General features: G+C 41.8%; 13 protein-coding genes. 9 read left to right on the top strand and 4 right to left on the bottom strand.

Annotated elements, in window-relative coordinates; translation table 11 throughout:
• The first annotated feature begins 149 nt into the window (after positions 1-149).
• The 8 genes from K5Q58_RS06160 (at position 150) to der (ending at position 9,100) form a co-directional block, all read left to right on the top strand.
• Complete coding sequence (locus K5Q58_RS06160; RefSeq protein WP_220753080.1) at positions 150-1,271, top strand: bifunctional tRNA (adenosine(37)-C2)-methyltransferase TrmG/ribosomal RNA large subunit methyltransferase RlmN; 1,122 nt, start codon at positions 150-152, stop codon at positions 1,269-1,271.
• A 35-nt stretch (positions 1,272-1,306) separates the two neighbouring features.
• The gene (gene pilW / locus K5Q58_RS06155; RefSeq protein WP_220753079.1) at positions 1,307-2,089 is read left to right on the top strand and encodes a type IV pilus biogenesis/stability protein PilW; all 783 of its coding nucleotides are present in this window, start codon (positions 1,307-1,309) and stop codon (positions 2,087-2,089) included.
• Entirely contained in the window at positions 2,089-3,102 is a 1,014-nt protein-coding gene (locus K5Q58_RS06150) for a RodZ domain-containing protein (RefSeq protein WP_220753078.1), read from the top strand. The genes pilW and K5Q58_RS06150 overlap by 1 nt, the downstream gene beginning before the upstream one ends.
• Before the next feature lie 38 nt (positions 3,103-3,140).
• Positions 3,141-4,256, top strand: a complete 1,116-nt coding sequence (ispG, locus tag K5Q58_RS06145) for a flavodoxin-dependent (E)-4-hydroxy-3-methylbut-2-enyl-diphosphate synthase (protein WP_220753077.1) — start codon at positions 3,141-3,143, stop codon at positions 4,254-4,256.
• 152 nt (positions 4,257-4,408) lie between these two features.
• Positions 4,409-5,683, top strand: coding sequence for a histidine--tRNA ligase (hisS, locus tag K5Q58_RS06140; RefSeq protein ID WP_220753076.1), 1,275 nt, complete (start codon positions 4,409-4,411; stop codon positions 5,681-5,683).
• A gap of 50 nt (positions 5,684-5,733) precedes the next feature.
• Positions 5,734-6,354 (top strand): tetratricopeptide repeat protein, encoded by a 621-nt coding sequence (locus tag K5Q58_RS06135; RefSeq protein ID WP_220753075.1) that lies wholly within the window; start codon positions 5,734-5,736, stop codon positions 6,352-6,354.
• Positions 6,355-6,366: 12 nt separating this feature from the next.
• The gene (bamB, locus tag K5Q58_RS06130; RefSeq protein WP_220753074.1) at positions 6,367-7,554 is read left to right on the top strand and encodes an outer membrane protein assembly factor BamB; all 1,188 of its coding nucleotides are present in this window, start codon (positions 6,367-6,369) and stop codon (positions 7,552-7,554) included.
• A gap of 79 nt (positions 7,555-7,633) precedes the next feature.
• Positions 7,634-9,100, top strand: coding sequence for a ribosome biogenesis GTPase Der (der, locus tag K5Q58_RS06125; protein ID WP_220753073.1), 1,467 nt, complete (start codon positions 7,634-7,636; stop codon positions 9,098-9,100).
• 147 nt (positions 9,101-9,247) lie between these two features.
• Here the strand turns inward: der and K5Q58_RS06120 are convergent, their stop codons facing one another.
• From K5Q58_RS06120 to K5Q58_RS21110, 4 genes are all read right to left on the bottom strand, one after another.
• On the bottom strand, positions 9,248-10,612 hold the full coding sequence (locus K5Q58_RS06120; protein ID WP_220753072.1) for a DUF3300 domain-containing protein: 1,365 nt from the start codon (positions 10,610-10,612) through the stop codon (positions 9,248-9,250).
• Positions 10,613-10,757: 145 nt separating this feature from the next.
• Positions 10,758-12,083: an ATP-binding protein gene (locus tag K5Q58_RS06115; protein ID WP_259651259.1), complete on the bottom strand. Its 1,326-nt coding sequence runs from the start codon at positions 12,081-12,083 to the stop codon at positions 10,758-10,760.
• 128 nt (positions 12,084-12,211) lie between these two features.
• Positions 12,212-12,886, bottom strand: a complete 675-nt coding sequence (locus tag K5Q58_RS06110; protein ID WP_220753070.1) for a response regulator transcription factor — start codon at positions 12,884-12,886, stop codon at positions 12,212-12,214.
• Between the two features lie 2 nt (positions 12,887-12,888).
• Entirely contained in the window at positions 12,889-13,272 is a 384-nt protein-coding gene (locus K5Q58_RS21110; RefSeq protein WP_259651257.1) for a PepSY domain-containing protein, read from the bottom strand.
• A 333-nt stretch (positions 13,273-13,605) separates the two neighbouring features.
• On the opposite strand from K5Q58_RS21110, the gene K5Q58_RS06100 reads away from it, so the two are divergent.
• Positions 13,606-14,157, top strand: coding sequence for a cytochrome b (locus K5Q58_RS06100; RefSeq protein ID WP_220753069.1), 552 nt, complete (start codon positions 13,606-13,608; stop codon positions 14,155-14,157).
• Positions 14,158-14,304 lie beyond the last annotated feature (147 nt).

The following is a 14,304-nucleotide window of genomic DNA, read 5'->3' as shown; positions in this document are numbered from 1 at the left end:
GTATGGCAGACCAATATTAGTCCACATAAATTTTAGCAATAGTAACGAAAGTATCAAAGCTTTAATGCGAGTTCACTGGCCAAATTTTGTAAGGATCTGTATAATTCGCCGCCCGCTAGCAGGTTTTAGGTTTTTTGAGGTTAGACAACATGAGTGAGAAAAAGATCAATTTATTGGATCTTGATCGTAAGGCAATGAGAGCGTTATTCACCGAAATGGGCGAAAAACCATTCAGAGCCGATCAATTGATGAAATGGCTTTATCACTTTGGTGTTAGCGACTTCGAAGAAATGAACAACATTAACAAAGCATTGCGAGCTAAATTAGCACGTAAGTGTGAAGTGGTTGCGCCAGAAATCTCAAACTTCCAAAAGTCTGAAGATGGCACGATTAAGTTCGCGATTAATGTAGGCCAAGGCCAAGAAGTTGAAACCGTTTACATCCCAGAAGAAGACCGCGCGACCTTGTGCGTATCATCTCAAGTTGGCTGTGCATTGGAATGTACTTTCTGCTCTACAGCCCAGCAAGGCTTCAACCGTAACTTAACGGTATCTGAAATAGTTGGCCAAATTTGGCGAGTATCACAATTTTTAGGTTTCCAAAAAGACACAGGTGACCGTCCAATCACTAATGTTGTGATGATGGGAATGGGTGAGCCGCTACTTAACTTAGCTAATGTGATTCCTGCAATGGATATTATGCTAGATGACTTTGGTTTCAGTTTATCAAAACGTCGCGTGACATTATCAACCTCAGGTGTTGTACCAGCGCTTGATAAGCTAGGCGATGCATTAGATGTCGCTCTTGCGGTAAGTATTCATGCGCCGAACGATGAGCTACGTGATGTATTAGTGCCAGTTAATAAAAAATATCCATTACAAGAATTTCTTGCCGGTATCCGTCGTTACTTAGCTAAATCTAATGCTAACCGTGGCCGCGTGACCGTAGAATATGTCATGCTTGATCATATCAACGACAGCACAGACCAAGCACATGAGCTTGCTAAGTTGATGAAAGAAACTCCATGTAAAATTAACTTAATTCCTTTTAATCCTTATCCTGGTTCTCCATATGGTCGCTCTTCTAATTCTAGAATTGACCGTTTCTCGAAAGTATTAATGGAATATGGGTTAACCGTGATTGTGCGTAAAACCCGTGGTGATGACATTGATGCTGCGTGTGGTCAATTAGCGGGTGATATTCGTGATCGAACTAAACGATTAGCGAAAAAACGCATGCAAGACAATGCTATTTCGGTCACAATGGATTAACTGTTTGTTTGTATAGATTAATAGGCGTAAGAAGTATGCACGGATTGCCGAAACTTTTAATTATTGTTGCCATATCATTACCTTTAGTGGGTTGTGTTACCGAAAGAACGTATAGTGGTACGGATATTCCAGTTTCTGAAAGGACACTGGATAAAACTTCAGCTGCAAAAGAGCGAATGCAGCTGGGTTTGACCTACTTGAATCGTGGCAACATGGAGCAGGCAAAGTTTAATTTGAATCGTGCAGTCGAGTATGCCCCTCAGTTAAGTGCTGTGCATACTGCTATGGCTTATTACTATCAAACTGTTGATGATGTTGAACGTGCTGAAGAATCTTATCGCAAAGCCATAAACACCAGTGATGCTACTGGTGATGCGATGAATAATTTTGGCGTGTTTTTATGTCAACAAGAGAAATACAGCCAAGCTGAAGTCATGTTTAAAAATGCGATTAACGCTAAAGAATACACCCGTACGGCTTCAAGCTATGAAAACTTAGGTGTGTGTAGTCTCTCGAATGGCGAGCCTGAAAAGGCTAAAGAGTATTTTGAAAGTGCATTACGTTACGATCCAAGAAGACAGTCCACATTGATGGAATTGATCGATTTAGCTATCGCAGAAAATGATTACGATACGGCTAAATCAAATCTACAGCGTTTTCATCGAGTGGCGCAGCAAACGCCTGAAAGTTTAGCTTTAGGAATTAAAATATCGCGCGAGCTGGCGGATGATGAAGCGGTTAAACGCTATGGCATTACTTTAATCGCCAAATATCCAGCCTCTGAGCAAGCGAAAGAATATAGGGCTACTTTGCATTAATGACAAACAATAACAATGAAACGTCCCGATTAGACGAGAATGATACGGACCAAACTGAGTTACTTGAAGAAGTATCAACTGCTGGCATGCTGTTACGTACAGCACGTGAAGCAAAAGGCTTATCGATTGAAGCCGTTGCAACACAGTTACACTTGCGTCCAAGCGTCATTGAAGATATTGAAAACGATATTTTTGATAATATCTCGTCGGCAACTTATGCCCGAGGCTATGCTAAAAACTATGCAAAATATGTAGAAGCTGATGTTGAAGCGCTCCAACAATGCTTAGCTCAACAACTGCCTGATGAAACTGCTGCAATGCAAAGTTTTTCTCGTAAAACGACTCGTGATGCTCGTGATAGCCGTTTAACGATAGTAACTTACCTGATCATTTTAGCTTTGTTAGCCTTGTTAGTTGTTTGGTGGGTGCAAAAGGATTCTTTACTCAGCGGTATTGATTTGTCAAAACCGACGGCTGAAGAAGTTGCTGCCGCCAATGTACCTGTTGTCAGTCAAACAGAAGATTTGTTAGAGCCAGAAATTGATCCTAATATGGCCTATATAGAACCATCACAAATGCCTGTAGAGACTACGTCGGCAGCAAGTGCTGATGCACAAACTGTAACGGACTTGGCTAATGACGCAACGCAAAGCGCAGAACCTGCGATTGAAACACTGCAGTCTGCCAGTGCATTAGTGACTAACTCAGCCGTTACTACTGATGTAGTAAACACTGAAATTGCACAAAGTACAGTAGAGCCATTAGCAGCTAATGATGCCATATCGATGAGTTTTACCGCTGACTGTTGGGTTAACGTGGTTGATGCAACTGGCAAAACTTTAGTTGATGGCGTTAAAGGTTCTAGTCGAGTGGTAGAAGCTAAAGGTGTTGCGCCATTTAAACTTATTTTAGGTGCGCCGCAAGTCGTCAAAATTCAATTTAATGGTGAAGATGTCAGTTTAGCTGACTTCTCAGAAGGCCGTGTGGCTAGGTTAACCTTACCAAGAGTGTAATGTTAGCTGTAACTAAGTAAGCAGTAGAGCAATAGATTATGTATAACGAATCTCCTATTATTCGCCGTCCTTCAAGTCGTATTTATGTTGGCGATGTACCTATCGGTGATGGTGCCCCGATAGCGGTTCAATCAATGACGAACACTAAAACGACTGATGTAGAAGCAACAGTGGCACAAATTCGTGCACTTGAGAAAGTGGGCGCGGATATTGTGCGTGTTTCTGTACCGACGATGGATGCTGCTGAAGCATTTAAGATAATTAAACAAAGTGTCAATGTGCCATTGGTGGCTGATATTCACTTTGATTACCGTATCGCACTAAAAGTGGCTGAGTACGGCGTAGATTGTTTACGGATTAATCCAGGTAATATCGGCAACGAAGAACGTATTCGCAATGTCGTTGAATGCGCTCGTGATAAAAATATTCCAATCCGTATTGGGGTTAATGGCGGCTCTTTAGAGAAAGACCTCATGGATAAATACCATGAGCCAACACCAGAAGCTTTGCTTGAGTCAGCCATGCGTCATGTGGATATTTTAGATCGTCTTAACTTTGATCAGTTTAAAGTGAGCGTTAAAGCATCGGACGTATTCTTAGCGGTTGAGTCTTACCGTTTATTGGCCAAACAAATTAAACAACCGCTGCACCTCGGAATTACTGAAGCAGGTGGTGCTAGAGCTGGCTCTGTTAAGTCAGCTGTCGGGTTAGGGATGTTACTGGCTGAAGGTATAGGTGATACGTTACGTATTTCACTTGCAGCCGATCCAGTTGAAGAAATTAAAGTCGGCTTTGACATTTTAAAGTCACTGCGTATTCGCAGTCGCGGTATTAACTTTATTGCTTGTCCATCATGTTCACGCCAAGAGTTTGATGTGATTAACACTGTTAACGCACTTGAAATGCGCCTAGAAGATATTACCACCGCGATGGATGTTTCGATCATTGGTTGTGTGGTTAATGGCCCGGGCGAAGCGCTAGTTTCAGATATTGGTTTAACGGGTAGCCATGGTAAAAGTGGTTATTATGATGACGGCAAACGTCAAAAAGAGCGTTTTGATAACAATGATTTAGTGGATTCATTAGAAGCAAAAATTCGTGCAAAAGCAGCGATAATGCAAAATAGAATCGATATTAAAGACGCAACAGAATAAGTTTGTTTTAGATAATAAATACACCTTACCAGCGATGGTAGGTGTATTTTTGTGTAAGGCATGTCGATTAATTTAAGCCCTCGGTCATCGATTTTAAATCCAACAAATCGATTAATGTTGAACCAAGGCAAGTTAACTCAAGTAGGCAAAACGTGGCTAAACAGATCCAAGCAATTCGCGGAATGAATGACATTCTGCCAACGCAAAGCCCAGTATGGCAAAAAGTAGAAGCGGTTATCCGTTCTACTGTTAGTGCATATGGCTATAGCGAAATCCGTACTCCGATCGTTGAATCAACCGATCTTTTCAAACGTTCTATTGGTGAAGTTACCGATATCGTTGAAAAAGAAATGTATACCTTTGCCGATCGCAATGAAGACAGCTTAACCTTACGTCCAGAAGGCACTGCTTCTACTGTTCGTGCGGGTAACGAGCATGGCTTGCTGTATAACCAAGAGCAGCGTTTATGGTATATGGGACCAATGTTCCGCCATGAACGTCCGCAAAAAGGTCGCTACCGTCAATTCCACCAGTTTGGTGTTGAAGTTTATGGTATTCCAAGTGCAGACATTGATGCTGAAGTATTAATGTTATCTGCGCGCCTTTGGGAATCTTTCGGTATTACCGAACACGTTAAGTTAGAGCTTAATACATTGGGCGATCCAGCTGAACGAGCAGCATACCGTGATGCATTGATTGCATTTCTTGAGCAGCATAAAGAGCAGCTTGACGAAGATTCACAGCGCCGCATGTACTCAAACCCACTGCGCGTATTAGATTCTAAATCACCACAAGTTCAAGCATTACTGGCCGATGCGCCAGCATTAATGGAGTACTTAGGTGAAGAGTCAAAAACACATTTTTCAACCTTATGTGAACTCTTAGACGCTGTTGGCATCCAATACACAGTTAATCCTCGTCTTGTTCGCGGTTTAGATTACTATAACCGCACTGTTTTCGAATGGGTTACAGACAGTTTAGGTTCGCAAGGCACAGTACTAGCTGGCGGTCGTTATGACGGATTAGTTGGTCAGCTTGGGGGGAAAGAGACTCCAGCAGTGGGTTTTGCAATGGGCCTTGAGCGTATTGTGTTATTGCTTGAAACCCTTGAACTGAACAAAGACGTTGCTCCCGTTGTTGATGTTTATGTCACAGCAATGGGCGAAAACTGTTTAGTTGAAGCAATTAAAATTGCTCAAGAGTTGCGTCAAAGCCTGCCACAGCTTAAAGTCATGAGTCATTGTGGTGGCGGTAACTTTAAAAAGCAGATGAAACGTGCTGATAAAAGCGGCGCTGAGTATGCATTAATCATTGGTGAGAACGAAATCGCAAACCAACAGGTTGCAGTTAAGCCTCTGAGAAATAAGAACGAACAACTTTTGGTTGCCCGAGACGATTTGGCGACCACGATTAAATCATTATTTTAATATTGGCTTATTAGCTAATAAACAGAACTGAATAGAAAGGGGAAGTGCGCGTGGATATTTATAGCACAGAAGAACAACAAGTAGATGCTATTAAGCAGTTCTGGAAAGATTACGGCAGCTCTATCATTGTAGGTGCGGTAGTTGGTCTAGGTGGATTATACGGTTGGAATTATTATTCTGACGTAAAAATAGAAAATGCTGAAGCAGCTTCAGAAGCGTTTCAAAGCATTGCCGCTAATAGCGCAGACAGCACAGCTGTTATGGCTGCAGTTAGCGATTTTGGTCAGCAACATGATCAACAAGGTTATCAAGCATTGCTTGAGCTTATGTCTGCAAAAGCTGCAGTAGATGCAGGTGATTTAGATAAAGCAGAAGCGGCTTTCACTAAAATCATCGCAGCTAACCCAGGTGCAGCACTTAGCTCTTTAGCGACGATTCGTTTATCTCGAGTTCAAGCTGAGCAAGGTAATTTAGGCACAGCGTTAGCAACTTTAGACCAAGTTAGCGATGAAGCATTTAATGCACAACGTGACGAATTAAAAGGCGACTTCCTAGTGCGTCAAGGCGACATGGACAAGGCAAGAACTGCATACCAAGCAGCTGTAGACAATGGCGGCTCGTTATCAAGTCCTGCACTACAAATGAAGCTAGACAATTTAAACAAGGCATAAGGAATTAGCCGAATGAAGTCTTTATGCAAAACCTTGCTAGCAGCGGGCTTAAGTGTCGCGTTGCTATCTGCTTGTTCTTCGAGCGATACTGAAGAAGAAGTTGTAACAGAACTTACTGAAATTCAAGCAACTGTATTTCCTGAAGTCGATTGGAGCGTCAGTGTAGGCAATGGTGTGGGCGACTATTACTCACAACTTAAACCAGCCGTTTTTTATGGTCATGTCTATGTCGCTGACCGTAACGGTACTGTTGTTGCTTACGATCAAGAAACAAGTAAGGTCGCTTGGCGTAAAGACTTAGCGTCAGAATTTAAAGATACTGCGCTGGCTAAAACCAAAGAAGCACGTATTGCCGCTGGCGTAACAGTTAGCCGTAATAAAGTCTTTATTGGCGGTGAATCAGGCTTGCTTGTTGCACTTGATGCAAAAACAGGTGATGTTGCTTGGCATGCTATTGCCAGTGGCGAGCTGTTGTCGCCACCAACTGTTTCTGAAGATTCTGTAGCTGTGCATACCAGTGATGGTAACTTTGAGTCATTTTCAATTGAAGATGGCAGCAAGTTGTGGACCCACGAAATGCAACTGCCAAACTTGACTCTTCGAGGTACAGGTTCCGCGGCATATGATTCAGGTGGTTTCTTCCTAGGTACAGCTGATGGTAAAATATCAGTTATCGTTAAAAACAACGGTCAAGTGGCTTGGGAACAAGCCGTATTTAGCCCAACTGGCGGTAACGAGTTTACTCGAATGGCCGATGTGGACATGACACCGTTAATTTTGGGCGATAATTTATACGCGGTAAGTTACAATGGTAACTTGGTGTCAATGGAGCTAAGAACGGGTCGTGTTGTTTGGACACGTAAGTACTCAAGCTTTAATGAATTAGCCGCAGCAGGTGTTGGACTTTATGTCGTTGATGACCATAGTCGTATTTACTCAGTAGATAGACGTAATGGTTTGGAACTTTGGAGTAATACTACGTTAACAAACCGTGGTTTAACTTCTCCTGCAGTCATTGGTTCTTATATTGTGGTAGGTGACTTTGAAGGTTATCTACACTTTATCGATCGCAACACTGGCGAAGTCGCTGGTCGAGTTGAGGTTGATAGTGATGGTTTATTCTCGCAGCCGGTTGTGGCTGGAGACAAAATTTATGTGCAAGGTCGCAGCGGGAAGCTAGCTACTGTAATCCTGCCATAAATTAACCAGTAAACCTTATTAGAGCCCCTGGAAGTGTGTTCCGGGGGCTTTTTATTTAAAAGTTTTTAGAGGCAAAATCATGATCCCTGTAGTGGCCCTTGTGGGGCGACCTAATGTTGGTAAGTCAACTTTATTTAACCGTCTTACTCGCACAAGAGATGCGCTTGTCGCCGATTTTCCTGGTTTAACACGTGACCGTAAATACGGTCGTGCGTTTTTATCTGGTTACGAATTTATTGTGGTTGATACTGGTGGTATCGACGGCACTGAAGAAGGGATCGAAACAAAAATGGCTGAACAGTCGCTTGCTGCGATTGAAGAAGCTGATGTCGTATTATTCTTAACTGATGCACGTGCTGGCTTAACTTCTGCTGATCTTGCGATTTCAGAGCATTTACGTAGCCGTGATAAAACTACCTTTGTTGTTGCCAACAAAGTAGATGGTATTGACGCTGATTCAGCTTGTGCTGAGTTTTGGTCGCTGGGTTTAGGTGAAGTCTACCAAATGGCAGCTGCGCAAGGCCGCGGCGTGACCAATATGATTGAATATTCTTTAGCACCTTATGCTGAAGCAATGGGTATTACTCGCCAAGATTCCGATGAAGAAGGCGAAGAAGTACGCGAGTACACCGAAGAAGAAGCGGAAGCAGAACAAGAGCGTCTGCAAAACTTACCAATTAAATTAGCTATCATCGGTAAACCAAACGTAGGTAAATCAACACTGACTAACCGTATTCTAGGTGAAGAACGTGTGGTGGTTTATGATGCGCCAGGTACGACTCGTGACAGTATTTATATTCCAATGACGCGCGAAGATCGTGAATATGTATTGATTGATACTGCGGGTGTTCGTCGCCGCAGTAAAGTACATGAAACTATCGAGAAATTCTCGGTCATTAAAACCCTTAAAGCTGTTGAAGATGCCAATGTTGTTTTACTGGTTATCGATGCACAAGATGGTATCTCTGAACAAGATTTAGGTTTATTAGGCTTTGCATTAAACGCGGGACGTGCAATCGTGATTGCGGTGAACAAATGGGATGGTTTAGACCAGTCATTTAAAGAAGGCGTTAAAAGCGAACTTGATCGTCGCCTAGGCTTTATTGATTTTGCCCGCATTCACTTTATCTCAGCATTGCATGGTACAGGTGTTGGTCATTTATACGAATCTATTGAAGAAGCATATGACAGTGCGACGCGCCGCGTAAGCACTTCAATGCTGACTCGTATTATGCAAATGTCACAAGACGATCATCAGCCTCCATTGGTTCATGGGCGCCGCGTTAAGCTTAAATATGCCCATGCTGGTGGTTACAATCCACCAATCGTTGTTGTGCATGGTAATCAGGTAAGTAAGTTACCTGATTCATACAAGCGCTACATGATGAACTATTTCCGTCGTTCTTTAAAAGTGATTGGCACGCCAATTCAAATTCGTTTCCAAGAAGGTGCGAACCCGTTCCAAGGCCGTACTGAGAAACTGACGATTAGCCAAGAGCGTCGTCGTAAACGCGCTATGAGCCATATCAATAGCCGTAAGAAGTAACCTTCTGACAGCGTTTATTAAGATAATAAAAAAAGCCTGAATTGAAAAATTCAGGCTTTTTTTATGCTAATCAATCGCTAAGCTAATCAATTTATAAACTAACCAGCAGCTTCGCTAGTTCATCATTGAGTTAATCAATCACTTTAGTTATCTAGCCTTTTGTTGAGGCGCAGATGAACGATGGCTTGAATGACTCTTACTCGAAGAGCGATTATGACTTTTTGATTGTGCAGTTGACCTCTGTGTTGCTGCTCTTTGATTCGACGACCTTTGAGTTGTCGCTCTTTGTGTCGAAGAACGCTGCGTTGAAGCCCGTTGGCTTGATTGCTTATGCTGCGAATTACTATAACTTGGCGACTTGTAATTGCTCGAGTTATTAGAACGGTTGTGATTCACCTTAGCCGTTTGGTTGACCGACTTGTTTTTAACACTTTTGTTATGACTTACAGTATTCCTCTTATTATCCTTTAATGCCTTGTTTACGCGACTTTGTTGCGTCTGTTTTGCGTAGTTCGTTTTATGCTTACTATTAACCGGCTTTATTGCAGGTTTATGTGAAGATTTATGAGCCGCTTTATGTGCTGGTTTATGAGCAATGCTGGCGGTGTTATAACGTTTTTTGTCATAACGATGACTCACTTTTGGCGCTTTGTAAGCAACGCCGCGTCGATGAGCTGGTTTATGTTTCCAACGTTGTGAACCGGTGCTGTAAGCAATTTTATGGGGTTTACGGTAATAACGAGTATTACGGTGGTTAACTACCACGACGCGATGATGTGACCAATGCACAGCGCCAAAGAAGTAGTTAAAGTTAATGTATACGCTAGGCCCCCAGTATATTGGACGGTGCGGGCGATAATATGCGTATGCCGGGTAATGCCAATAAACAGGCGGATAAGCATGCCAGCGCCAATGACCGTAAACCACTCGCGGATCGTACACTGGCACATAAATAACTTCAGGCTGTGCTGGCTCAATAATGATTTGTTTTTCAACACGGGTAACAGTCATGTTATCCATTTCATTAAAGCTATCAGCTTCGTCCGCTTGTTGTCTAAGTATCTGAATACTGGCAAGCACCATTGCTTCATCTAGTAAGAAAGCTTCACCTAATTCTTGAGTCCAGTTTAAATCTTCATTTAACTTTTCAAGTACGGTCGGAAAAGCAACCAATGCTGTTACGCTAGGATCCCAAGACTCAAGCTCTGCTTGCTGCATTTTTTGCTCGCTGCTCAAACTATTATGTTGTTGCTCCCAACGACGGGCTTGAACAATCTCAAGTGGGTAAGTTGCAGCAATTAATATATGGGTAAGCAAGCTATCAGGGTACAGCGCAATAGGCGCTAACATCTGTGCTAGCTGCGCCTCTGAAGGCTGAGTTTGCTCATATTGCGCGTCACTATTTCTTTCAACAGTATTACTCCCAACAGCCAACGCAGCTGTTGGTGACAGTAGACAAAGAGTAATAAGCCCTGTTTTAATCAATTTAGTGGGGATAGATAATCGGATCATTTTATCTCCAGATACCAAACATCGGTACTTTACGAATGTTAGAGATAGCATAACCAAGTGAAAATGAACGTAAGATGAAAGCGTATAGTGCAAGGAGAGTTATTTAAGGGAAATACTAATAATGATCCCAAGTTTATAGAGTAAGCTAACTGGCAAAGGTTAAGATGAATTTAGCGCCGCCAAATTGCTCTGATTGCGAAACTGTCAGCTCACCTTGATAGGTTTTCACTAAGTCTTGAACGATAGCCAAACCAATACCATGACCTTGGTGATAAGTATCAGCGCGAATACCACGTTCGAATACATTTTGGCGTTGTTGTTCAGTGAGTCCGTCACCGTCATCTTCAATGATAAAACGTAATACTGCATCGGTTTGTTCAACAGATAAACATACTTGGGATTTTGCAGCCTTACAGGCGTTATCCAATAAATTACCGAGCATCTCATGCAAATCAGCTTCTTCACCTTTAAACATTAACTTGGGCTCAGCTTGATAATCAATATCCACGTAAGATTGCTGATAAATTTTTGCCAAGGTTCTAATGAGTTTACTGGCCACATCATCGATGCTTATACCTATATGCCAAGCTTGATTAGCGCTGGATTTCGCTTTGTTTAGTTGATAACTAATGATGTTATTAATATTGGTGGCTTGCTCTTTTGACTCAGCACTCAAATCAGTTTGGCTTTGCAGTACCGCTAACGGTGTTTTTAAACTATGGGCTAAATCAGCGAGCGCATTTCGGTAACGCTGCCTTTGTTGCTGCTCAGTGTTGAGTAAAATATTAAGTTGATTAGCCACCGCATTTAATTCGTTGGGGTAATCTTGTTTTAAGCGAGTTTGTTGGCCCTTATCAACCAGTGCAAGCTCTTTGGTAAATTGATTTAACGGTCTTAACGTCCAAAATAGCCAAATCCCTTGTACGAGAGCCAGTACCAGCATTAATACAATCAGCCAAGTCCATAAGGTGGTATTAAACTCACTAATTTGTTGTTGGTAATCGGCGTCATCTTTAACAATGTGAACTGTGATTGCCAGTGGCTTTTGATTGGTTTCAAAACTAACACTAAAGCTATAAACCACGTGGTTGTTATCGCCATTGCCAGCTAAATCGTCAAAGCTAACTTGAGTCAGGGCTCCTTGTCCCATCTGCGGGCTGGGGAGTGCTAAGGCTGTTGAGCTAGTTGTTGGCAGGTTTAAACCAAAAAAAGATTCGGAATGCCAAAGTAGTTGATTGTCTGAGGTGATCAGCGCATATAATCCTGAGCCAATGACATTAAACTGATTTTCTATCAGATAATTAGGCATGACGACTTGATCGTCTTTAACCTCGGCGACAGCAAGCACTGAATAAACATAAGCTCGCAGTTGATTGTTTATCGATTGAGTAATTTGATGTTGGAACGCGCTATTAACGGTCACGCCAATCAGCGGTAGTAATACTAAAATTAGTAATAAACCGCTAAGCATTAACCGAAACTTGAGTGAGTTTACGCCACCAGATAAAAAGGCTTTTTTAGGGGCGTTAGACCACCGCGCTTTGAGTGAACTCAGCCCACTGGTTAACTTACTTATAGCAGCAAGATTTATCATGAGAGTTAACTTAACTGTCGCAAACGATAACCCTGACCGCGTAAGGTTTCTATCAATTTATAATCGCCATCGGGATCGAGCTTTTTTCGTAAGCGACGAATAAACACTTCTATCACATTAGAATCTAAATCAAAGTCTTGGTCGTAAATATGCTCAATTAAGGTGGGTTTAGAAATCACCTCGCCTTGGTGTAGCATGAAGTATTCAAATAGCTTAAATTCAGAGCTGCTAAGGATTATTGGATTTTGTAAGTGCTTCAATTCAAGGGTACGGGTGTTAAGGCTAAATGGCCCGTTAGCCACAATAGGACTAGCTTGTCCTGCTGAACGTCTAATTAGGGCATTTAAACGGGCAACCAGTTCTTCTGGTTGAAACGGTTTAGTTAAATAATCATCCGCGCCAGAATCTAAGCCCAATACTTTATCTTGCCAGCCATCTCGGGCGGTTAAAATCAAAATAGGGTAATCAATTTGTTTATTACGTAATTGGGTTATCAAGCTTAAGCCATCGATTTTAGGCAACCCCACGTCAATAATAGCCGCATCATATTGATATTCCGTAGCCTGAAACAGGCCATCTTCGCCATCCGATGATATATCGACACTGTAATTAGCAGCTTGTAAATGCTCACTTAGGTTTCTTTGTAAGCCTAAATCATCTTCAACTAACAATATTCTCATGGTTAATTCCTCGAAACTGAACCAGTACGTGCATTCACGGTGGCGTAAAACACCATGCCTTTATTAGAAAGCAATTTGACTCTGTAGCCTGGCGAGCCGCCTACTTTTGTTGATTGAACTGATAGCACTTTTGCAGAATATTGTCGCTTGGCGAGTTGAGCCGCCTGTGAAGAACTTTTAATGACTAAAGGTTGAGACTTACCTGAGCCACCCTTTGATTTGTTATTAAAGCCTGGGTGTTTAAGGTTCACTGGAGATGACATGGACATAGTGCTACTCATATTGCCTATCACCGACAATGGGGCAGCCTGAACTGACCATGTTGTCATTGAAAACAACATTAAAGATAACAGGGTAATGCCTAATTTGTTGATTAATCTGCTCATTCGCGGCGTCCACATCAATATACATCTTTAAAATCAGTTCTCAGTGTAAAAGATCCCTTTCAATATAGAAACATCTGCATAGCTGAAAATCGCTTAGCTCGAGTGACGATGTAAATTATGGAGGGCGTTAAATGAATAGAAGATGAATGGCAAAAGCTTTATTGGAGGATACAGATGAAAATGAACAACTTAAATGTGCAAAGTTATGTCAATTGAGTTGTAGTACTAGGCGGTAACCTTTAAGTTTACAGGGTGATTATTTTGTTGTTTCAAAATGCGGCGCTAGTTGAAATACAGTTGAGCATTTGAATAAATTTACATGGAGAAAATGAAATGCAACTCGACACCCCGACGACTTTGAGCCCTATCACTCGAATGCTACACTGGATTGTCGGTGTTGGCATGATTTCTCTGCTTGCCATTGGCGTATTTATGGCAGAAACCAAAACCTATAGTCTGTATTCTTGGCATAAATCATTTGGCTTTATCATCTTTTTTGTGGTGCTGCTACGCGTGCTGTGGCGTATTAAAAATGGTTGGCCATCTCCTGCAGGTAATTACACCCAAATAGAACATAGTTTGAGTAAACTTGTACACTGGCTATTAATTTTAGGGACCTTATTGTTGCCTATTTCTGGCTTTTTAATGTCTTCATTAGGAGGTAATGGTGTTGATGTATTCGGGCTTGAAATTGTTGCGCGCAATGTTGACTCAGCTAACCCTCAAAAAGCACTGGCACATTATCCGCAAGTAGCTTCATTTTTTCATAGCGTTCATCATTGGGTTGGCTATGCCATTATCGCATCGGTATTTTTACATGTGGCAGGTGCGCTAAAACATCATATTATTGATAAAGATAATACCCTGAAGCGTATGCTTAAATAATATATTGATGAACTTGAGTTATAGAATAGGGAGAGGTCTTCCCTATTTTTACTTATCATTTCTTTGACGCTACGACTTTTTAATAGATGATCATGCAATAAGGCTTTACTTCAAAACATTAAGCTGGAATTATTTAGCGCACGAAAA

The organism is Shewanella sp. KT0246 (assembly GCF_019654955.1).
GTDB lineage: Bacteria > Pseudomonadota > Gammaproteobacteria > Enterobacterales > Shewanellaceae > Shewanella > Shewanella goraebulensis.
This window is presented reverse-complemented; position numbering and strand designations above follow the sequence as displayed.